Origin of the sequence: Paenibacillus woosongensis (assembly GCF_030122845.1) — a bacterium.
GTDB lineage: Bacteria > Bacillota > Bacilli > Paenibacillales > Paenibacillaceae > Fontibacillus > Fontibacillus woosongensis_A.
In genome coordinates, this window is record NZ_CP126084.1 from 2564571 (window position 1) to 2583622 (window position 19052).

At 51.0% G+C, this 19052-nt stretch carries 19 protein-coding genes and 2 riboswitches; of the genes, 9 read left to right on the plus strand and 10 right to left on the minus strand.

Annotated features, from left to right (window positions below; translation table 11 throughout):
• Positions 1-53: 53 nt before the first annotated feature.
• A complete protein-coding gene (locus tag QNH46_RS11720; protein ID WP_283928231.1) occupies positions 54-752 on the minus strand; it encodes a metal-dependent hydrolase in 699 nt (232 codons plus the stop codon).
• A gap of 156 nt (positions 753-908) precedes the next feature.
• Between QNH46_RS11720 and QNH46_RS11725 the strand changes: the two genes are divergently transcribed.
• Entirely contained in the window at positions 909-1550 is a 642-nt protein-coding gene (locus QNH46_RS11725; RefSeq protein WP_283928232.1) for a bifunctional 4-hydroxy-2-oxoglutarate aldolase/2-dehydro-3-deoxy-phosphogluconate aldolase, read from the plus strand.
• Between the two features lie 86 nt (positions 1551-1636).
• Here the strand turns inward: QNH46_RS11725 and QNH46_RS11730 are convergent, their stop codons facing one another.
• Entirely contained in the window at positions 1637-3895 is a 2259-nt protein-coding gene (locus tag QNH46_RS11730; RefSeq protein ID WP_283928233.1) for an Ig-like domain-containing protein, read from the minus strand.
• 271 nt (positions 3896-4166) lie between these two features.
• The gene (locus tag QNH46_RS11735; RefSeq protein ID WP_283928234.1) at positions 4167-5078 is read right to left on the minus strand and encodes a hypothetical protein; all 912 of its coding nucleotides are present in this window, start codon (positions 5076-5078) and stop codon (positions 4167-4169) included.
• A gap of 518 nt (positions 5079-5596) precedes the next feature.
• Here QNH46_RS11735 and QNH46_RS11740 point away from each other — a divergent pair.
• Both QNH46_RS11740 and rpoD read left to right on the plus strand, forming a co-directional pair.
• The gene (locus QNH46_RS11740) at positions 5597-5752 is read left to right on the plus strand and encodes a hypothetical protein (protein WP_283928235.1); all 156 of its coding nucleotides are present in this window, start codon (positions 5597-5599) and stop codon (positions 5750-5752) included.
• 234 nt (positions 5753-5986) lie between these two features.
• The gene (rpoD, locus tag QNH46_RS11745; protein ID WP_213588476.1) at positions 5987-6883 is read left to right on the plus strand and encodes an RNA polymerase sigma factor RpoD; all 897 of its coding nucleotides are present in this window, start codon (positions 5987-5989) and stop codon (positions 6881-6883) included.
• 67 nt (positions 6884-6950) lie between these two features.
• Here the strand turns inward: rpoD and QNH46_RS11750 are convergent, their stop codons facing one another.
• Positions 6951-8069, minus strand: coding sequence for a chymotrypsin family serine protease (locus tag QNH46_RS11750; RefSeq protein ID WP_283928236.1), 1119 nt, complete (start codon positions 8067-8069; stop codon positions 6951-6953).
• A gap of 110 nt (positions 8070-8179) precedes the next feature.
• Positions 8180-8240: riboswitch (Fluoride riboswitch) on the plus strand.
• Positions 8241-8310: 70 nt separating this feature from the next.
• On the opposite strand from QNH46_RS11750, the gene QNH46_RS11755 reads away from it, so the two are divergent.
• From QNH46_RS11755 to QNH46_RS11765, 3 genes are all read left to right on the plus strand, one after another.
• On the plus strand, positions 8311-9642 hold the full coding sequence (locus tag QNH46_RS11755) for a voltage-gated chloride channel family protein (protein ID WP_283928237.1): 1332 nt from the start codon (positions 8311-8313) through the stop codon (positions 9640-9642).
• Positions 9643-9735: 93 nt separating this feature from the next.
• On the plus strand, positions 9736-10272 hold the full coding sequence (locus QNH46_RS11760) for a PCYCGC motif-containing (lipo)protein (protein ID WP_283928238.1): 537 nt from the start codon (positions 9736-9738) through the stop codon (positions 10270-10272).
• 37 nt (positions 10273-10309) lie between these two features.
• Entirely contained in the window at positions 10310-11194 is an 885-nt protein-coding gene (locus QNH46_RS11765) for a radical SAM/SPASM domain-containing protein (protein ID WP_283928239.1), read from the plus strand.
• Positions 11195-11265: 71 nt separating this feature from the next.
• Here the strand turns inward: QNH46_RS11765 and QNH46_RS11770 are convergent, their stop codons facing one another.
• The 3 genes from QNH46_RS11770 to namA are packed head-to-tail and all read right to left on the minus strand — an operon-like array spanning position 11266 to position 13861.
• Positions 11266-12129: a 1,4-dihydroxy-6-naphtoate synthase gene (locus QNH46_RS11770; RefSeq protein ID WP_283928240.1), complete on the minus strand. Its 864-nt coding sequence runs from the start codon at positions 12127-12129 to the stop codon at positions 11266-11268.
• Complete coding sequence (locus tag QNH46_RS11775; protein WP_283928241.1) at positions 12126-12827, minus strand: futalosine hydrolase; 702 nt, start codon at positions 12825-12827, stop codon at positions 12126-12128. The genes QNH46_RS11770 and QNH46_RS11775 overlap by 4 nt, the downstream gene beginning before the upstream one ends.
• A gap of 20 nt (positions 12828-12847) precedes the next feature.
• On the minus strand, positions 12848-13861 hold the full coding sequence (namA, locus tag QNH46_RS11780; RefSeq protein WP_283928242.1) for an NADPH dehydrogenase NamA: 1014 nt from the start codon (positions 13859-13861) through the stop codon (positions 12848-12850).
• 165 nt (positions 13862-14026) lie between these two features.
• Positions 14027-14132: riboswitch (guanidine-I (ykkC/yxkD leader) on the plus strand.
• A gap of 103 nt (positions 14133-14235) precedes the next feature.
• Here namA and QNH46_RS11785 point away from each other — a divergent pair.
• Entirely contained in the window at positions 14236-14577 is a 342-nt protein-coding gene (locus QNH46_RS11785) for a DMT family transporter (RefSeq protein WP_213588468.1), read from the plus strand.
• A gap of 38 nt (positions 14578-14615) precedes the next feature.
• Positions 14616-14891 carry a DMT family transporter gene (locus tag QNH46_RS11790; protein ID WP_283928415.1) on the plus strand — a complete coding sequence of 92 codons (276 nt, stop codon included), beginning with the start codon at positions 14616-14618 and terminating at the stop codon, positions 14889-14891.
• A gap of 86 nt (positions 14892-14977) precedes the next feature.
• Here QNH46_RS11790 and QNH46_RS11795 read toward each other — a convergent pair whose 3' ends face one another.
• Positions 14978-15169 (minus strand): hypothetical protein, encoded by a 192-nt coding sequence (locus QNH46_RS11795; RefSeq protein ID WP_155611138.1) that lies wholly within the window; start codon positions 15167-15169, stop codon positions 14978-14980.
• Entirely contained in the window at positions 15166-16320 is a 1155-nt protein-coding gene (locus QNH46_RS11800) for a DUF4062 domain-containing protein (RefSeq protein WP_283928243.1), read from the minus strand. Before QNH46_RS11800 ends, QNH46_RS11795 begins: the two co-directional genes overlap by 4 nt.
• Before the next feature lie 194 nt (positions 16321-16514).
• Between QNH46_RS11800 and QNH46_RS11805 the strand changes: the two genes are divergently transcribed.
• Entirely contained in the window at positions 16515-17111 is a 597-nt protein-coding gene (locus QNH46_RS11805; RefSeq protein WP_283928244.1) for a nitroreductase family protein, read from the plus strand.
• 63 nt (positions 17112-17174) lie between these two features.
• On the opposite strand, the gene QNH46_RS11810 is transcribed toward QNH46_RS11805, so the two are convergent.
• A complete protein-coding gene (locus tag QNH46_RS11810; RefSeq protein WP_283928245.1) occupies positions 17175-18998 on the minus strand; it encodes an ABC transporter substrate-binding protein in 1824 nt (607 codons plus the stop codon).
• Positions 18999-19052: the final 54 nt, after the last annotated feature.

Here is a 19052-nt window from a genome sequence, read left to right on the forward strand (position 1 = left end):
GCATAAGTAAAGCCCCTGGGCTGCCGGGAACGGCAGCCAGGGGCTGCTTTTTATTATAAACTTAACTGATGGTGGTGCAGCTCTTCCCCGGGCTTCAGTGCATGTCCCGTTATGCCCAGCTTGCTGAGTTCGCTGACGAACAGATCGCCATCCTGCCGGATCAGACCGAAGGTATTATAATGAATAGGCACGACATGGCGGGCGCTGACCCATTCCGCTGCGGTCAAAGCATCCTCCGGCCCCATCGTAAAGAAATCGCCGATCGGGATAAAGGCCAAATCGACCCGGTGGCGCGTGCCAATCAGCTGCAAGTCGGTGAACAGAGCCGTGTCTCCAGCGTGATAGATGGTAAACCCGTTCAGCTCCAGCAATATCCCCGCGGGATTTCCTAGATAGACATTCGTGCCATCTACCTCTACCGAGGAGCTGTGCAAGGCCGGAGTGAATTTCAATTTACCGAACGGAAACGTGAAGGAGCCGCCAAGATTCATGCCCGTCGTTTCCAGTCCTTTGGCTGCAAAATAGTTCGCTAGTTCCACAACGGCAATGATCGGACACTGATTGTTGCGAGCAATGGCCTCGGCGTCGCCGATATGGTCGGAATGACCATGCGTCAGCAGTACGAAATCGGCCTCAACCTCTTCAGCGGAAACTGTGGCGACCGGGTTGCCCGTCAGGAACGGATCGATGATCAGCTTGTGTTCGCCAGTGTCGATGTGAACGGTAGAATGTCCTAAATAGGTCAGCTTCATTAATATCACCTCAATAAACGTAGTCGAATCCCTACTAAATTATAACTGACTTGGGCACTAGAGTCACATTTCAACTAATTTATGCCAAAATCATAAAGGATAGTATTGTATTCGAGACTCGAACATGCTACGTTTTGAAGCGAGAGGGGGAGCAGAATGAGCACTGCGTTTGAGCAACTGAAACAAGAGAGGATCATCGCCATCCTTCGCCATGTGCCCGATGAACAGGCAGACGGATTGATTGCGGCTTTGGATCGTGCTGGAGTAGTGTTTGTGGAGGCTACGTTGAACAGCGATGGCGCTTTAGGCATGATTTCGCGCTGGCGCGAGCAGTATGGCGACCGGATGCGTATCGGAGCCGGCACGGTCCTGGATGTGAACATGGCCAAGGAAGCCGTGTCCGCAGGGGCAGAATATCTAATCGCCCCGAATTTGGATGAAGCTGTCGTGAACTATGCGCGTGAACAATCGATTGACGTTTATCCAGGCGCCATGACGCCAAGCGAGATCGTCAGGGCCTGGAGCGCGGGAGCAACCGCAGTAAAAATATTTCCCATGGCCTCCATGGGGCTCGCCTATTTACGCGAAATTCGGGCTCCGCTTAGCCATATTCCGATGATCGCGACCGGGGGCGTCCGGCTGGATAATATTCATCAGTTTTTTCAGGCGGGAGCGACCGCGGTCGGACTTGGCGGAAGCATCGTCAACATGGATCTCGTAAAAGAAGGTCGCTTTGATGAAATCGAGCGGAATGCAGCATTGCTCGTACAGGCGGCCCGGCGGGCTGACGGTAAATGAAATGAAGCTGCTTCTACTATGAAGCACACCAACCAAGCTCCCTTGACCATTGGCCAAGGGAGCTTGGTTGGTGTTCAGGATTCTGTTTACGGAGTGGGCCAGCTTACGGTCACTGTAGTGGATCGCGGGTGATCGTAAGCGCTTGCCCAGTAGTAGTCGCCCGATAGAACTCGCTGCGGCCAGAAGCCGACTTCTCCGGCGGCGTCAGGCAATGCTTCCGAATGGGCGTACAGCATACCGCTTGCATCAGGCGCTAGTTCGACGTATTTGCCTCCATTAAAGGTGAAGCGCCCGTAAACTCTGGCGACGATTTGTTCACCCGTTTCGTAATCGCATACTTTTAGCGTTACCTTCGAACGCGTACCCTCGCGGACGATATTCATTCCGCTAATGATCATCGGGCGGAGGCTTGAGCTGGAGGTCGTGGCCGAAGCGACTTCGGAAGCGGGACCGACGTTGCCGCTAATGTCTTTGGCCGCAATCTTGTAATAGTATGTCGTATCAGGCAGCAGGCCGCGGTCTTTATAGGTCAGGTTGCGGGACTGGCCAGCCATGTTGGTGGAGTCAGGTTCGAAATCGGGCTCAGTGCTGCGGTAAATGACGTATTCCTCAATATCCGAATCGTCGAATGCCCTGCCGTATCGGAGAATAATGCTCTGGTAGTCGAAGGCTTCGGCAGATGGCTGTTCGCTCACGGCGGTCGGCGGATTCACATCTTCAGGCGTTACCGTCCACTTTACTGCGCCTGGCCCCCAAGCTGAAGGCAGCCAGCGAATCGAATCATAATGATGCATGGCGATGCCTCCGAAGGCGGGATTCCCGCTGAACCAGGCATAGACCTTATCCAGCTCGCTCTCCATATATGCCCGGCCCTCCTCCCGGAAGGTAATGGTTTCCGGGTCTCCGCTGTTGGCAATATCGAGCGTTTCGACACCAATCACGACCGAATTCGGCTTGCCAATCAAATTGGCATAATCGATTTCGCCTTGAGCATGGGCGATGATTCCGGCGCTGCCTTCAGCGCTATCGCGATAGTCCATGATTGTAATATAATCGCTCATGTCCTGAATATGCTCAGACAGCCATTTCGTTTGTCCGTTCCACGTAATATCTTTGGCCGGGTCGTTGCTGTCAAACCATCTGGGGATGGCTGGGCCGAACGGCAAGGCGATCCCAGCAGTATCTCTGCGAGCTATTAGCTGTTCCATAATATCGAGATACTGAAGCTGAACCGAGGGCTTTTGCAATCTGAAGTCCGGCAGGATATACGGTTCGATGTCTACGTTTACGCCGTCGAATTGCTCGTTAGCAGCTGACGACAGGTTGTAGTTAATGACCTTTTCCATTTCACGGATCGCCAGCTCGTGATAGGGGGTTAATGCTCCGAAATAGGGGGGGACCGTACCACCGGCGATGCAGGCATGGACTTTAAAGCCGTTATCGTGGGCCCAAGCTACGAATTCCCTTACTTTGCCGGGTTCATCCTCCAGGATGTCGATGCCTTCGTATGGGAATACACCCAGGTAGAAGGTCGTTACCGAGTCGGAGCCGAAGGTATCCGTATCGTCTGCAAAAGCCTTAAGAGCGCTGCGCGATCCTGGGTTGAGGAATAAATTATAGGCGGCTTTTTCCCAAATCCATATGGCCCGGTCCTGCCGTTCCAAAACCATCTCTTCCGGAATCACTTCGCCGTTCTTTACGTATACGGTCAAGCTACGGCCGACATTCCCGAATTGGTCGATTGCTCTGGCCTCGATGCTTGAGGTTCGGTTTGGAGCCGAATCGGCATCCCACATATACTCGTAGTTCTCCCCGGAAACGCTCGCGGCATTCCATGAACCGCCGTTCAACCTGACTTCAACGGTTTGCACAGGATTTAAAGCATAGACGGATAAGGCTACGGATATTTGTCCTTCGACGAGGGAGCCGTCAAGCGGCTGATCAATGCGTACAAGGGGAGGGGAGGAGCCTTGATTATCCACCTCGATCCGTTTGACCGGGGTTGTTACTCCGTATCTGGTAACGCTGTCCAGTCCACGCGCGACGAGATTGATTTCGCCGTGGTACCGGCTGGTGTCCAGCTCGGCATGCCATGTGCCTGTCTCGGTTCCGCTCAAATTGTTCATGTGCGTATCGAGCTGTTCCCGCCCGTTCACGATCAGCTTGATATCGTAGACGTCCGTATAATGCCCGGAAATGATGACCTGGCCTGCTTCTACTTGGGCCCCATCGCTATGGGAATCGATCGTGATTTGCGAAACGGCCCGGGCTACCGGAAGCTGATGAACGGGGAACAACGGCATAATACCGACGACGAGCATCATGACCAGCCATTTGGATAGCAAAGGGAGGACGCGTGACTTCCTGCCTGTCGCTTGACATGACATCGTGAATCCCTCTCTTTCCGCGGGATCAACACCGCTCCAATATTTGTAAACGTTTACAGCATCCATTGTAGCGGTTGAAAATTTAGAAGGGCAACGGCCTTAAATCGACCATATTACGGCTCAGGATATCCAAAAAAGCTCTTTCCGCTTTTGGATGAATATGGATCATTCCAAAATTGGAGAGAGCTTCAGAGTGAGACAGGCTTTAATGTTTAAGATGAACAGCGGACTACGACTTGCTGCGTTGGGCCATTTCCATCATTCCCACGAGGTCATGAACGGCGATGCCCGCATACGAGCTGTAAGCTCTGCCGAGCTGATCCAAATAGAGCAGCTGTGCGTTCATATAGTCGTATCCTTCCTCGTAGAAGGATACCTGATTGCCTTCCGAGGAATACTTGGTCTCAACGCCGGTATATATACGCTTGTTCAATTTCTCCGCCTCCTGGAGCTCCTCTTTGGCCAGTTTAATGACGGCATCGGCGCTATCGCGGTAAGACATCAGGGTCACAGAATCAAATTGGGAGATCATCCAGGAGCTTAATGACATTTCTGAATCGCTTGCCGCATATTTATCTAACCAGAAAGGCAAATCGGCAGCGATCGGCAGCTTCAGGTTCGCGGCTTCCTGAATGAGATACTTTACATTCGACTGCCACTGCTTAATAACCTTATTGATGTCGTTCTTCCACTCGGGCAAAAGATAAGGTTCAATATCCACATGAACGCCCGTAAATTGTTCCTCTTCAGCAGCTGTCGTTTGATAGCTGCGAATCCAGTTCATGAAGCTTGCCAGTTGAGAGCGGTTAGATTCCAGCGCCCAGTTCGGGGCTCCGTTCAAGGCATGAACCTGGATGCCGAGCGCATTTGCTTTGTAGATGAATTGCTTGTAATAAGGGATGTCTACACGTGTGCTGATTTGCAAATAAATCATGCGAATGCCTTCCGAAGCGGAAAATGCCAGAAGCTCTTCGGTTTGCGTTTCGATCAGTTTAGTATTCCACAGCCATGTAGCTTTGGGAAGCTTGCCGGTTGCAGCGGCCTTGGTTGCAGAGGGGGCAGTTATAGTACCGAATATGATCATGCTTGCGATGAGCAAGAAGAAGAGACGCCGGAGGGAAGGATTTGCAGGTAAACTCATGTTGTCCAGCTCCTTAATAATAAATTATTCACAAAAATAGGACTATGGTGGCGGGAAGATGAAATGATTTCATGATATGCTGTTACTCCCAGGCCCTACCTCCTATTTTTTCTTTACCGTATGAAAAATACATGAAAGAATTGGTTATAAATGCACTATATCATATAAATTGATAATTTTGTCGAAATTTGTCTAGTTCTTTAGTATGATTTTTCAAAATTATCGTTTCATCTGCACATTTTTTGGGTATTTATTCAGGTTTGAGTGAAGTAATTTGTCAGCGAAAATAGGATGACATACATATAGCCAGTGCACGGTAAAGAGGCTGTACGCCTATAGGGAACTTGTTCCTGTTAACGTTCGCGGAGTGGTTTGTAAGCGATTACAAATGGAGGGGGTGCTTAGATGCCGATTTAGGCATGCAAATCACTGTTTCAAAACCGATATATTGGCTAAACTATTATTAAAAATTTAAATATATAGGTATAAAAGACCTCGGAAAAAGGAGCGATCCTGGCATGAAAATTATCATCACGCAAAGCGAGGCGATAGAGAAAGGGATTTGGCCGAAAGTGATGAGCGCATTCGGTTTGGATAAGGATGATGAGGTATGGGACAAGGAACAGTTCATTTTAACGGAGGAACAGGCCCGAGAATTCGGGTTAATTCGCTGATCCTAAAATCGTTACCCATTAAAAAACGCCGACCCGTCAGGGATCAGCGTTGTTTGCATGAATTAAGCAAAACTATTGATTGATTAATTATTATTTATGTGTTAAAATGACGGATAGTCAAATAGAAGCAACGATTTTTGGATCGCTTTTATAATAGCATAAAAGCTGGCAATTGTCAAACCAAATATAGATCGAGATAAGTTGTATGTCAATTCATGGGTGGGGGTCTGAATCGTGACAGAGGATTTGAAGCTTCATACTGAATCAGAATATACGGATGACCTGACGCTGCCGCCAGGTATAAAGATCGATGATCCTGTCCGCATGTATTTGAAGGAAATCGGCAGAGTCCCGCTCTTGTCAGCGGAAGAAGAAATCGAACTGGCGAAGCGAATAGAGCAGGGGGACGAAGAAGCCAAACGCAGACTGGCCGAAGCCAATCTGCGTCTCGTCGTTAGTATTGCCCGCCGATATGTCGGCAGGGGAATGGTGTTCCTCGACCTGATTCAGGAAGGGAACATGGGGCTTATTAAAGCCGTCGAAAAATTCGATTTCAAGAAAGGTTTCAAATTCAGTACCTATGCTACATGGTGGATTCGCCAGGCTATTACGAGAGCTATCGCCGATCAGGCCAGAACGATTCGGATTCCAGTTCATATGGTAGAGACCATTAATAAGCTGATCCGCGTTTCCCGCCAGCTTCTTCAAGAGATCGGGCGTGAGCCAACTCCGGAGGAAATCGCCAAGGAAATGGATCTTACTCCGGAAAAGGTTCGGGAAATCATGAAGATCGCCCAGGAGCCTGTTTCATTAGAGACGCCGATTGGGGAAGAAAATGATTCCAATCTGGGTGATTTTATTGAGGATCAGGATGCACTTGCACCGGCGGATGCTGCAGCGTACGAATTGCTGAAAGAGCAGCTGGAGGAAGTGCTGGATACGCTGACCGAACGTGAGGAGAATGTGCTTCGTCTTCGTTTCGGGATGGATGATGGACGGACGCGTACGCTTGAAGAGGTAGGCAAGGAGTTCGGCGTGACCCGGGAACGGATCAGACAAATCGAGGCCAAAGCGCTTCGTAAGCTGAGACATCCAAGCCGCAGCAAGCGTTTGAAAGATTTTATGGAATAATAGCTTATCGTTTGACATATGAAGGGAGCTTTCGCTTGAGTTCAAATCAAGGAAGCTCCCTTTTGTTTTAACGGCGGCACATAGGGGGGCAGTGCTCGGCGGTAATAGGCCTGATTGCGCGCAGCAGCTTAGGCGGCAAAGGCTGCGTAAAGGCATAGTTCCGCAGCCGGCTCCGGCCTGGACGATGCAGGGCATGACATTTCCGCCGATGATGGCTGGACGGGGTGGCTACCCTTGTACCGAATACCTGCATGAACCATTCAATCGGATACGAAATCGAAAGAAATCCGTCGGCAGAGCCGGCATAATTGACTGCGGCTGCCAAGTTCCCGCGGCGGGTTAGCCATACGGAGCCAGAGTCTCCGCTTAAGGAGACGGGCCGATTGCCGCGAATAACGCTCTGGTTCTTGAAGGTAATTGTCCCTAGATTGCCGTATGAACCGTAGCCGACGCGAATATCAGTATGGATCGATTCTACGCGTCCTGTTCTTATTCCCGTCGTACGGCCGACCTTCTTGAACCGGTCTCCTACACGATAGGAGCGCAGATGGCCTGGAACGGTTCCGAACACGGCGTAACGGGGGCTGAGCAGCGCGGGGCGAAGCGGCTTGGCCATCGCTGCGTCTAGGTAATTGTTCCTTTTCTTGCTTAATCTTACGAAACGATGCAGTTCTCCGATGCGATCCTTGCGTACCGTGCCTCCGTCGGCACCTCCCGGCTGGAGTGTCTTGGAGCAGCGGTTGCTGTTCTCGTTCACGAGCACATGATTATTGCTGAGCAAGTAGCGGTTCTGGCCGCATTTTCTCTTGGTCACGATCAGTCCGGCTGTACCGGAAGCCCCAGGAGTTCCGACGCTGTAACCCGCGATGACCGGCCGGATTCTTCTTCTGAACCGAACGCTTTCTGAGCTGCTGTGTTTATGAAAGCCAGCCGAACGAACGATGCGCACTGGAACGCCCAATTTGGTCTGCAGCATGGCGCAATTTATAGGTTTTCTTTTGGACGAGGCCTTTTGATTGGATTTTGCGGTTGCCGCCAGAGCGTTGGCATAGAGAATAATTGCTGCGCCCTTGCTCGGGCGGCGCGGATCGGATAGTCCAACGCCAATGCCGTGAACACCGTGCCGCTTCAGTATATTTGCGGCTAATCGCTGCTTTATTTGATACGCTTTGCGGAAGCTTACCAATGGAAATCACCTTTTCTCTCTGGTTTTTTGTATCTTATGCCGGGAATTAGGGTTTGGTTTGGGGGACGATTGACTATGGAGAGCAAATTGATATACAATGATTCCAACAAAAAAGCGAAGGCGATGGAGTTCGCCATAACCGCCAATGAGGCTAATGACTCCTATCAGTGCGTATTTTGCCTGCGCACTGGTAGGAGTCTTTGTTCATTAACCAGTTTCATCTGCTAGGAGGATTAAGTTCATGTCGGCTCAAGAATCATCGCCTCGAAATAATGAGCGAACAAAGGGCAGCTATCTTATCGGGGAAATAAAGAATTTTGCAGCTTTTCCTGGCTCATTTATAAAATGGATACTGCTTGGGAGTATTGTTGGACTGCTTACCGGTACGGCTTCCGCTTTTTTTCTGATCAGCCTTGATGCTGTTACGGATTGGCGGTATATGCATCCTTGGCTGCTATGGCTGCTTCCGCTCGGGGGGGCGTTAGTAAGCTATGCGTATATGAAATGGGGAATAATCAGCGCCAAGGGCAATAATCTCATTCTGGAGCAAATCCAGAACGGAAATGAACGCATCCCCATTCGAATGGCGCCGCTTGTCCTGTTTGGAACTTTGGTCACCCATTTGCTAGGCGGTTCAGCTGGCCGGGAAGGAACAGCTGTACAAATGGGGGGAAGCCTGGCCGATTCGTTAAGCAGGCTCGTTAGGCTGGATCCGCTGGACCGCCGGATCCTGTTAATGTGCGGGATAAGCGGAGGCTTCGGCTCTGTATTTGGCACGCCGCTGGCGGGAACGATGTTCGGACTAGAGGTGGCCGTGCTCGGGCTGATCAGCTATCGGGCGCTTGTCCCCTGTTTTGCCGCGAGTTTCGTTGGGCATTTGACGACGGTTAATCTATGGGGGGTTCAGCACCATACGTATCAAATCGGGCAAATTCCGGCTTTATCCGGCACAGTGCTGTTGAAGGTCGTAGCCGCATCCATCCTGTTTGGGTTGACGAGCCTGCTATTCAGTAAACTGACTCACTATTTAAAAAGAACCTTCAGCCGCGCAGTCCCTAATCCAGTGTTGAAGACTGCGCTAGGAGGCGGTCTCATCATCGTTATGGTCTATGCGGCAGGAACCCGGGATTATTTGGGGCTTGGCCTGCCGTTAATTGCCGATTCCTTTGGCGAGGGTGTTTCGCCGTTTGCTTTTCTGGGCAAGCTGCTGTTCACCTCGGTTACACTGGGCTCGGGATTTCAGGGAGGAGAGGTGACACCGCTTTTTGCGATTGGAGCCAGCCTGGGGCACAGTCTGTCCGGTTGGCTTCATCTCCATGGCCCGTTTCTCGCGGCTCTTGGTTTCATCGCGGTGTTCTGTGGGGCAGCCAATACGCCATTGGCCTGCTTCATGATGGGCATTGAGCTGTTCGGCTCGGAGGGGGCGCTATACATGTTCATTGCCTGCCTGGTCAGTTATGTATTTTCGGGTCATAGCGGTATTTACAGCTCCCAGCAAATCGGCGCCTCCAAAAGTTCGCTGCTGAGCATTCTGCCCGATACAAGACTGGATGGCAGTAAAACGAAGCGGTAGGGGAACAAGCGAGGTATATTTTATTAGGCGTTTCATTCCATTTGAGATAAAATAGAGCTAGCGATGATGTGATTATAATCATATTTTCTTGAAATGAATGGAGGACTTGGAACGATGAGACAAGCGTTTGCTACGCTGCTGGCGTCTACGCTTCTATTACTCTCGTTAACCGCCTGCGGCGGTGGGAGCAAGGGCGCAGCCGGCGGAACTGATACGAATCAAATGCAGCATGGCGAGTTACATATTACCACTAGCGGGGACTTCCAGGAACGAACGGCTAGCCGGGAGGTCCTGCCTTCTTTTTTGGAGGGTCAGCATGAATATGTCGTTCTCGCGTACAAAGCTGTCAGTGAGCATCCCGAGCTGCTGGATGGAATGCCCTGCTATTGCGGCTGCGGGGAATCGGCAGGTCATCGCAGCAATCGGGACTGCTTCATTCACGAGCTGAAGGAGGACGGCTCTATCGTCTGGGATGACCACGGGACAAAATGCAACGTATGTCTGGAAATCGCCGTAGAATCGATTCAGCTGCAGCAGACTGGCAAATCGGCCGCGGACATCCGTACATGGATCGACGAGAAGTATCGGGAGGGCTACGCCAAGCCGACGGATACGCCGTTTCCATCATAAGTCGCAAATAATATGAGACAAGTAGGAATAAGACAAGATGAAAAAATTCAAAAAGTTCTATATTGAAACGACCAGCATCTGCAATTTGGCTTGCAGCTTCTGTCCGCCTACGGAACGGAAATCCCAGTTCATCAAAGTTGAGGACTTCGCAAAAGTACTGGACGAGGTAAAACCGCACACCGACTATATTTATTTGCATGTCAAAGGTGAGCCTCTGCTGCATCCGAAGATCGACCAGCTGCTTGATTTAAGCCATGAGAAGGGCCTCAAGGTGAATATTACGACGAACGGAACCTTGATTCGCAAAGCCTGGCCCAAAATCATCAACAAGCCTGCTTTGAGACAAATGAACTTCTCGCTGCACAGCTTTGATGGTCATGAGGGTTCGACGGACCGCGAAGGGTATATCGAAAATATATTGTCCTTCGTGCGGGAGGCGGTCAGTACCTCTGACTTGATTGTTTCGTTCCGCCTGTGGAATTTGGATAAGAACAACGAGACCAATTTACAGCGGAGCCGCAACCGGGCAACATTGGAAATGATCGAGAAAGAGTTCGGGCTCGACTATCAAATCGAGGAGAGAGTAGTACCAGGGGGCGGAATTAAGCTTGCCGACCGGGTGTATTTGAACCAGGACCACGAGTTTGACTGGCCGGATTTACGGGCGGAGGAGGACGACGGTCAGGGCTTCTGCCACGCGCTGCGGAATCAAGCGGGCATTCTCGTGGATGGCACGGTCATTCCATGCTGTTTGGATGGGGAAGGCGTAATAAATTTAGGCAACGTCTATCAGACGCCATTCTCAGACATTATTGAAGGAGAGCGGGCAACCCGGCTTTATGAAGGATTCTCGCGCAGAACCGCCGTGGAGGAGTTATGCCGCAAATGCGGCTACCGGAAGCGGTTTGGCGGCAGGCCGTAGCAAATCATATTACAATAGCCGATCAGCGTCAGGCAAGAGTTCCTGTTACTGGTCGGCTATTTGTTTTGTTTCTAACGGAGCAGGCTGGGGGCTATCTCGGGTACGAGCCCTTCGCGTGCTGCACGGCTAAGGAGCGCAGTAACAGCCGCGTATCCGTCCTCGCCTAGCGATTCCGTATAACGGTTTACGTACAGGTTGATATGCGCGTCGGTCACTTCCGGCGACATTTCCTGCGCATGGCTCATGACATATTCCCGCGACGCTTCCGGGTGAGCCCAGGCATATTGCACCGATTGCCGCGTCCAGTTCGCAATGGCCGCCAGGTCAAGAGAGCGGCGGGCGATAATGGCCCCTAAAGGGATCGGCAGGCCGGTATCGTCTTCCCACCAGCTGCCGAGATCTCGCATTAGCATTAACCCATACGCAGGATAAGTAAAGCGGGCTTCATGGATGACGAGTCCAGCGTCGACCTGGCCGTCGCGGACTGCAGGCATGATCTGGTCGAAGGGCATGACTACGATTTCGCCTACGCCGCCAGGAACCGCCTGGGCGGCCCATAACCGGAAGAGCAGGTAAGCCGTGGAACGTTCACTCGGAACGGCGACGCGCCGCCCAGACAGCATGGAAGGGTCGGCCGCCGCCGTATCAGACCCCGAGTCAGCGGCAGATTTGTCTCCAGCGGTCAGCACTAGCGGTCCACAGCCGCGGCCGAGTGCGCCTCCGCAGGGAATCAGCGCATATTCATCAAGCACCCAGGGGAGGGCGGCATAAGAAATCTTCAATACATCGGGGCCTTTGCCGCTGGCGGCAAGACCGTTGGTTACATCGATATCCGCATAGGTAATGTCCAGCTCGGGCGCTCCGGGAATGCAGCCATGCGCCCAGGCATGAAACACGAAAGTATCGTTCGGACAGGGAGAATAAGCTATTTTCATAATTCCAGTACCTCCGGCAATAAGGAACAAGCTCGTTCCAAGGCTAATAGGGCATCGCCGATTTTCCACAGCTCGCGCTGGCGCGGGCCGACCGGATTGGAGATGGCCCTGATTTCCATTACGGGCAGATTTAGATGGTGTGCTGCTAAGGCCACGCCGTATCCTTCCATTCCCTCCGCAGCAGCTCCCGGAATGCGATGGCTGAGATGCTCTGCCGTCGCTGCCAATCCCGTAACGGTGGACAAGGTCAGAACAGGCGCTGTGCAGGCGGCAAGCCCAGATTTCAGAACCGCCTGCGCCCATTGGCTCAACAAGTGCTCATCGGCTTTGAGGCGCGACGAGCCGAAGCCGAGCTCGTCCAGGCTCAAGAAGCCCTCCGGCGATTCAGCGCCCAAGTCGGCGGCGATAATATCGGTGGCGATGACGATGGAGCCGATGTCTGCTATGCCGATAAATCCGCCGCCGATGCCAGCGCTGATCACCAAATCATAGGGCTTCGCCCCGTCTGCTGAAGCAAGCGTTGCCGCTGTATTGGCCGCAGCCGCGATCGGGCCGACACCTGCCAGCCGCACCTCAATTCCGGGCGCACCGTTTAATCCGCGAAGCACCGCATCCCGCTCTGCTTCGACCGCAGTCATGATGAGCACGCGGCGAGGACGAGGGGGATTGTCTTTCTTGGAGTTGTTGTCATAATTCATGCTGTGAGCCACTCCTTCTCTTATGCGCGATGGTACGGCTGAGGACGCTCGATTTCAGCACCCAGCTCCTTAGCTGCGTTCAGCGGCCAATACGGATTGCGCAGCAGTTCCCGGCCGATGAAAATAAGATCAGCCCGGCCGTTGCCGAGGATTTCTTCCGCCTGCAGGCCGCTGGAGATAAGGCCGACTGCTCCAGTTGGGATGCCGGCTTCGTTTCGAATCCGATCGGCCAAATTGACCTGGTAGCCGGGATATACGTCGATGGAAGCTGGTACGATCCCGCCAGAGCTGCAATCGATCAGGTCCACTCCTTGCTCCTTCATGTGCGCAGCGAATTCAATATATTGCTCCAGGGAGTTGCCTTCCTCATGGTACTCATTCGCGGAGACGCGTACGAAGATGGGGCCGCTCCATTCCGTTTTCACCGCTTCGATAATTTCGCGCAGCAGGCGATAACGGTTATCTGCGCTGCCGCCGTATTCATCGCTGCGCTTGTTCGCAAGCGGAGAGAGGAACTCGCTGATCAAATAGCCGTGGGCGCCATGAATTTCGATGATATCGAACCCGGCTGCCTTGGCACGACGCGCCCCGTCTTTAAAAGACGCAACGATATGAGCAATATCGTCTTTGGAAGCTTCCTTTGGCGTTTTCATGCCTGGGAAGGGAATGGCGGAAGGGGCGATAATCGTTTCTTCCAGCTCGGCTTTTCTTCCAGCATGAGCCAGCTGAATTGCCACTTTGGCCTCGTGATGATGGATGAGGCGGACGATTTCCTGCAGCCCCTCGATATGCTCGTCGCTCCAAATGCCCAGATCCTGATAGGAGATCCGGCCTTCGGGCGCCACGGCGGTTGCTTCAAGCATAATCAAGCCAACCTGTCCGGCGGCGCGGCTTGGATAATGCACCCGATGCCAGTCGGTGACTTTGCCGTCGCGGTTATAGGAGGAGTACATGCACATCGGCGACATGACGATCCGGTTCTTTAGAGTTACATTTTTAATGGTGTAAGGCGAGAACAATTTGGTTTGGGTCATGGTTACTCTCCTTTTTTTATAGGGTTATCTCATGGAAAGAAGGTGCAAATTCCCTCCTGAAAACTATGTTAGACTATACGGGAAGGGTTGACAAGTTTGCGGGAACAAGGGCAGGGAACGACATTCCCGTTGACCATGAGCTCATTATCTTGTAAAATATATGTCACAATTGTTCTCTAGGGTTCCGCGGCAGCTTCTGCAGCCGGCCTGGTCCAAGAGAGGACGCGCAGGAAATATCCTGTGGACACGGAGGGACAAAAGCCCGGGAGGATATCATTCGCCGATATCTTTCCGGGCTTTTGTCTGCCTGAGAGATATGAGAGCACAGGGGAGGAGGAGTTCCATGGATAGAATAAAATCGGAGGTGCTGTTCGATGAATAACAACTGGATCAAAGTAGTTATTGCTGCTTTTTTTGAAGTTTTTTGGGTTATTGGATTAAAACATGCAGATGACTTTTGGACTTGGGCTGGTACAGTTATTTCCATTATTGTTAGTTTTTATTTAATGATTATGGCTGGCAAAAAACTGCCTGTTGGAACTGTATATGCAGTTTTTGTTGGGCTAGGTACAGCGGGAACTGTCTTTTCAGATATCGTATTCTTTGGTGAACCATTTAAATTAGCAAAATTAATTTTAATTGTGGTTTTATTAGCAGGGGTCATGGGCTTGAAATTAGTTACTAATGACAAAGGTATAGAAGGGGTTGAATCTTAATGGCGTGAGCTTCTTTGGTCGCAGCAGGCTTGTTTGAAATGTTTGGTGTTTCCATGATAAATAAATTGCATAAAGATCGTAGCTGGCAGTCAATAGCGCTGTTAATTCTTGGATTTGGAGCAAGCTTTCTATTTCTTGCTTATGCAATGGAAACCTTACCTATGGGGACCGCGTATGCAATTTGGACAGGAATTGGTGCATCTGGCGGAGCGATATTAGGAATGTTGCTATATGGCGAGTCAAAAGACTGGAAAAGAATTTTTTTTATAGCTATGGTATTAGGAGCTGCTATTGGTTTAAAGCTAGTCTCGTAAAGCATTCACCATCCTCATTTAGCGTAAAAAAAGCGGCCGAACTCTCACTAAGGAGCTTCGGTCGCTTTATTTGTGTATTGAACGGGTCAAACCCGTTTGGTTGCTTCGCTGAACCGGTCTTTGATCCGTTTGCTATTGCGTTTCATTGCGGTGCGCTGCTCGCGCAATATTTGCGAGGAGCTCTTCTTGGAAGGAGCGAACAACAGCGCTTCCTTGGGCTGGGTGCCTATAGCTTCGGTAACTTTCCCGTTCTTCGAGACGAATACTCCGGTGCTCACGACTGCATCCCTCCTAGAATCAGCTTGATAAACTCGATCATCAAAGGATTTTTACTAATTATAGCATCGTTTGCGGCTTCTTTGTAGTGGATGAATTTCTTATAATCCCAATCCGGGTCGGCCGGAAAATGAAGGGTCAGTACTAAGTTACCCGTTCGCATGCAATAATAAAACATGTTCTTCGACGCTTTGAAAAATACCTGCTCCTCTTGATCTCCCATATGATACGTAAGCACGTTATAGGAGCTATGATCGTCGAGCTTGTAGCAAGCTGCCCCTGCCGCGCTGCCTACCTTGGCAATTAACCGGAGACAATCATCCTCCTGCCGATATAAGGTAGCCGCGCAGCATTCTCCGTAAAACCCAACGGTCTCTGCAACATAGGAGCCGTAGCTGTGCTCAATGCGACCGCCGGCCATTCGCGACCTGATGATCTCCAGAAATTCCTCGCTTTGCTGCAGGCCCGTAATTTCGAGCTGCGGGATAAGCTGGTACAGCAAATCGACCGCTTCGTCGAATTGCTCAAGCCTGAAGCTAGTCTGCTCTATGGATTGTTCGAGGGGCAGGAGCAGCGAACCGCGGCGGAGCAAATCGCTGAAATAAGCCTTCCAGTCGATCGGTACGCCCAGTGACAAATCGTCGATGTATATTTTGCGGAGGGTCATGTCGTATAGAAAATACCATACATAAGGCTCAACGTTGGAAGGGATGGTATGATTTGCGCTAAGGAAATCCATAATATGTAATGGGGAAGGGAAACGTTCCTCGTCATTAATGTATTGGTCGATGAACTGATCGATCAGCGGTTTGATTATGGTGAAAAAAACGGATTTGATCTCCGTATCCGCAAATACGAGAATAAGCTTGCCCTTCTCATGCGCCTTGATAAATTCCATATGCGTTACCGTGATTCCGGACGCAGCATTATAAGTTCCCGATTTGCTCCCCAGGAACAGCAAATAAATATCGCATGCCTCAACCGCTTCAAGGCATTTCTTGATTGAATCGATATGGGCTGGCCAAGGACCTAGATTTTCCTCCCACATCAGAGGATCATGACCAAGGGACACCAGCTCGCGGAAAGCAGCTCGGCGAAGCGGTTTCAGGCCATCTTCATTTACGGAGCTAATGAACACTTTAGTTCTCGCCACGCCAGTGAGTCACCCCCTTAAGTTGGGTTTTATTCCCATTATAAACGAGTTGGATGGGGATAGATAGCGTCGTTTTAGGATAAATGGGTTAAGTAGTTGTTCCTATTGCATTTGTTTTTTTCATCATGTAATATATAAAACAGTGTTACTAAATAAAAGTAAGTGAATATTCAAAAGATAAGGAGAACTTCAGTATGAGCCAATTTTTGGACGAGATCAAAGTAAGACGCAGTGTGTACGCTATTAGCAAGGAAGAGGTTATTTCCGATCAACGTGTAGAAGAAATCGTTGCCGAGGCCGTACTGCACACGCCGTCATCCTTCAACTCGCAAAGCGCGCGCGTAGTCGTTCTGTTCGGTGAGCAGCACGACAAGCTGTGGGATATTACGAAAGAAACGCTGAGAGCGATCGTGCCGGCGGACAGCTTCGGACCGACCGAAGAGAAGATGGCTGCATTCCGCAGCGGCCGCGGAACAGTACTCTTCTTTGAGGATCAAGAAGTCATTCAAGGGCTTCAAGAACAATTCGCGCTGTACAAAGACAATTTCCCAGTGTGGTCCGAGCAATCTTCGGGCATGCTGCAATTCGTAGTATGGACAGCCCTGGCTAACGAAGGCGTTGGCGCTTCGCTGCAGCACTATAATCCGCTGATCGACGAGAAGATTCAGCAGGAATGGAATATTCCGGCTTCCTGGAAGCTGATCGGGCAAATGCCGTTCGGCAAGCCGGTAGCCGAGCCGGGAGAGAAGCCATTCAATCCGATTGAAAGCCGGATGAAAGTATTTAAATAATTCAGACTGCGCTATATAAAAAGGGAAGGCATCGTTAGGATGCTTTCCCTTTTTTTCATTCGGTTATTCGTCGCAATCACATATTGGCGAGGTCAGCCAGATGTCCTTGAAATCCATCCAGCCCAGGCGGTTAATGCCGATTCCGCGGATGGAGGGGTGAACATAGGTATTGATTTTGCGGTGAACGAGAAATAAAAATTGAGCTTCGTCCTGCAGCCGGAACTCGATTTGCTGAAAAAGAGCACTGCGCGCTTCGATGGAGGCCGTCGCCAAAATTTCCTCGGTGATCCCAAATATCCATTTACGCAAATTGTGCTCCATATGGTTATATATAAAGCCTTGGCTTTGAAGGTAAGTTTCCAACTGGCACACCTCATCATCTGCGAAGGCAAGGGAGGCCAATATGCAGTCGGCTTCCGCGCTGATATCCTCGTCGCTACACACGTTGAACGAAACATAATTTATTTGGACATTAATACCGACTGAAGCGCATTGCTCCGCAAACCAGCTGGCATCCTCGCTCTGTTGAATGGTCGTAACCAGGTTAAGTGGGGTTCCGTCATAGCCGGATTCCTGGAGCAGCTGCAGGGCGGCGTTCCGGTCATACCGGAATGCGCTGCTGGCGAGGCGTTCCTCGCGGGGCAAGAAACCTCGGGCAGGAGCGCCTCGCTCTACATCTTGAATCAGCTGCCTCCGGTCGATAATGAGATTGACGGCCTGTCGGAAGGATAAGGACTGCTGCGGGCCTGGTTTGTTGCGGTTCCAGCTAATTAGGCTGCAAATTTTCTCCAAGCCCTCGATTTGGTTCCAATCCTTCTCCGGTTTGCTTGGAAACCGTGCCTCGTTGTCGATAAGCTTCTCCCATCTCAGCCGGGAAGAACCGGGGACCTCTTCGGGAAGGATGACGATACTCACCGCATCCAGGTAAGCCCTCCCTAGGAAATACTCGGTGTTCACGGAAAGGTTGATAAGGTTCGAGCTCCAATGCGTCAGCCGAAAGGCGCCCGTTCCGATAGGCATCCTCCAGAACATCTCTTCATTCTCGCTAACCAAATCTGCGGGTAAAATCGCCGCGCATGCGGAGCAGAGCATACGCGGGAGCAGCCAATTGGGCTGCTTCAGAACGATTTTGACCGTAATCGGGTTCAGCGCCTCAACGCGGTCCATTGTAAAAAGCAGCCATTCGTTCATTGAGCGATTCCGAAGCCGATTAAAGGTAAATACGACGTCATGAGCAGTCAACTCGCGTTTATGGTGGAAACGCACGCCTTTTCGGAGGTGAAAAACCCACTGTGTTCCATCATCATTGCTCTCCCAATGATGGGCGAGCATCGGTACAACCTTCGAATTTTCATCGGATTCGTATTGCACGAGCCGATCGAATATTTGTCGTGTGAGATGAGCGTCAAAGCTATGGAACAGATTGGCGGGATCAAGCGTCAGCGGGGCGCGGTATACCGGCAAGCGGAACAAATCGATGCAGCCTGCTGAATTGGAATTTTCCTCTTCGCTGTAGCCAAACTGGCCATTGAGCCACTTCATGAACTGATCGAGAACCACCTGGTCCTCCTCATACTGATTCAGCACCTCAAACGCGGTCCGGTATTCGCCTTTGTCGGCCAGGCGCTGTGCATATTGAAGAAGAAACTCGTCTCGCGGGACGCGGAACTCGATCCGCGAGCGGTTGCCGCGTCCTCGTCCAGGGTGCCATACAATGAGCTTTTCCTCTTCGAGCTTGCGAACGATCAGCTTGACATTCCTCTCTGTGCAATGAAACAGCTTGGTCAATTCGTTTAAAGTGATTTCCTTGTCCATGACAGAGCCAGCCGGGATATCCCTCGCGATATATTCATTCAATAGTGTCAAATAACGTTCTTCTGTAAGCATAAAAATACCACCTCATTGCGGTATAAATTGGACTTGTTCCTCTAAAAGGGGAAT

What these genes read in the sequence shown, in the direction of transcription:
- QNH46_RS11735 (WP_283928234.1), bottom strand. Translation starts at nt 5,078, where the DNA reads ATGAGTTTACCTGCAAATCCTTCCCTCCGGCGTCTCTTCTTCTTGCTC.
- QNH46_RS11725 (WP_283928232.1), top strand. Translation starts at nt 909, where the DNA reads ATGAGCACTGCGTTTGAGCAACTGAAACAAGAGAGGATCATCGCCATC.
- QNH46_RS11755 (WP_283928237.1), top strand. Translation starts at nt 8,311, where the DNA reads ATGTCGGCTCAAGAATCATCGCCTCGAAATAATGAGCGAACAAAGGGC.
- QNH46_RS11770 (WP_283928240.1), bottom strand. Translation starts at nt 12,129, where the DNA reads ATGAAAATAGCTTATTCTCCCTGTCCGAACGATACTTTCGTGTTTCAT.
- QNH46_RS11775 (WP_283928241.1), bottom strand. Translation starts at nt 12,827, where the DNA reads ATGAATTATGACAACAACTCCAAGAAAGACAATCCCCCTCGTCCTCGC.
- QNH46_RS11810 (WP_283928245.1), bottom strand. Translation starts at nt 18,998, where the DNA reads ATGCTTACAGAAGAACGTTATTTGACACTATTGAATGAATATATCGCG.
- QNH46_RS11785 (WP_213588468.1), top strand. Translation starts at nt 14,236, where the DNA reads ATGAATAACAACTGGATCAAAGTAGTTATTGCTGCTTTTTTTGAAGTT.
- QNH46_RS11805 (WP_283928244.1), top strand. Translation starts at nt 16,515, where the DNA reads ATGAGCCAATTTTTGGACGAGATCAAAGTAAGACGCAGTGTGTACGCT.
- QNH46_RS11720 (WP_283928231.1), bottom strand. Translation starts at nt 752, where the DNA reads ATGAAGCTGACCTATTTAGGACATTCTACCGTTCACATCGACACTGGC.
- QNH46_RS11790 (WP_283928415.1), top strand. Translation starts at nt 14,616, where the DNA reads ATGTTTGGTGTTTCCATGATAAATAAATTGCATAAAGATCGTAGCTGG.
- QNH46_RS11760 (WP_283928238.1), top strand. Translation starts at nt 9,736, where the DNA reads ATGAATGGAGGACTTGGAACGATGAGACAAGCGTTTGCTACGCTGCTG.
- QNH46_RS11740 (WP_283928235.1), top strand. Translation starts at nt 5,597, where the DNA reads ATGAAAATTATCATCACGCAAAGCGAGGCGATAGAGAAAGGGATTTGG.
- namA (WP_283928242.1), bottom strand. Translation starts at nt 13,861, where the DNA reads ATGACCCAAACCAAATTGTTCTCGCCTTACACCATTAAAAATGTAACT.
- QNH46_RS11765 (WP_283928239.1), top strand. Translation starts at nt 10,310, where the DNA reads ATGAAAAAATTCAAAAAGTTCTATATTGAAACGACCAGCATCTGCAAT.